This is a genomic window from Pseudomonas brassicae (assembly GCF_010671725.1).
Lineage (GTDB): Bacteria > Pseudomonadota > Gammaproteobacteria > Pseudomonadales > Pseudomonadaceae > Aquipseudomonas > Aquipseudomonas brassicae.
Genome location: NZ_JAAHBU010000632.1, coordinates 1 through 1,067 on the forward strand (window position 1 = coordinate 1; position 1,067 = coordinate 1,067).

At 69.3% G+C, this 1,067-nt stretch carries 1 protein-coding gene and 2 pseudogenes; all 3 read right to left on the bottom strand.

What is annotated here, in order from left to right; all coding sequences use genetic code 11:
• A pseudogene (locus G3436_RS26785) lies at nt 1–88 on the bottom strand (nucleotide pyrophosphohydrolase); the annotation flags it as partial.
• Nucleotides 89–165: 77 nt separating this feature from the next.
• A pseudogene (locus tag G3436_RS26790) lies at nt 166–755 on the bottom strand (LysE family translocator).
• 48 nt (nt 756–803) lie between these two features.
• The coding region (locus tag G3436_RS26795) for a helix-turn-helix transcriptional regulator (RefSeq protein ID WP_163951373.1) at nt 804–1,067 on the bottom strand (264 nt) is incomplete at its 5' end.

Genomic DNA, 1,067 nt, shown 5'->3' on the forward strand with positions numbered 1-1,067 from the left:
TGGCCAGGTTCTTGGGGCTGTGGAAGCCGCGCCAGGTGTTGTTGTCGCGGATGGTGTGCAGGCGGGTGGTGAGTTCTTGCAGGTTCATGGGGTGGGTCTCCTGGGGGGGGGACAGCTTATCGCGGGCTGGCTGGATTTTCAGCGGATTGTGCCGGCCCCAGGGACTCATTGGCCCAGGCTGGCCCAGGCCGATACCAGCAGCACTAGCGCCAGTCCCCGGTTGATCCGGCGCAGCACTGTGGGCGAGCCGCTCAGCCGCCGCGCCCCGCTGCCCAGCAATGCCCACCCGCCCAGGCACGGCAGCGCGATCAGCAGAAACACCAGGCTCAGGCGCGTCACCTGCGCGATCCGGTCGTGGCGGCCACGTCGATGAACACGCCCGCCACCGCCAGCGCCATCATCCAGGTCTTGGGGTTGATCACCTGCAACGCTGCTGCGCCCCACAGGCCCAAGGGCGCGGCGGCCTCTCCCGGCTCAAGTGCCTGCACCGGGCTGCTGTAGATCTTCCACGCCAGCCAGCTCAGCCAGGCGATGCCTACCCCATTGAGCAGCGGCTGTACCGTGGGCACTTCCAGCAGCGCCGCGCCCAGCCCGCTGCCGACCAGCCAGACGATCAGCGCAGCCCCCACCGCAGCCCCCAGAATGATCGGCAGTGCGGCGCGCAGGCCATAGCGCGCGCTGTTGCTCAATACCAGCAAATTGGTCGGGCCCGGGGTGATCGACGCAACGAACGCAAACAGCATGAAGGCCAGCATGGGCAAGCTCCTTGAACGGGGCCCTGCATGCTCGCGCGCTGTCGCGCGTCAGTCTGGAAGCTTTGTGCAGCGCCTGCGGTACTGCGCCGGGGTCAGGCCATAGGCGCGCACAAACCAGCGCCCCAGATGGCTCTGGTCGGCAAAGCCCAGGTCCAGTGCCACCTGCGCCGGGCGCTGCCCGGCCGCCAACTGGCGCCTTGCGCGGGCCAGGCGCAGTTGCACCAGGTAGGCATGCGGGGCCAGGCCGAAGGCGGCCTTGAAGGCGCGGCTGAGGCGGTAGCGGTCCACGCCGCAGGCGGCCGCCAGCTGGTC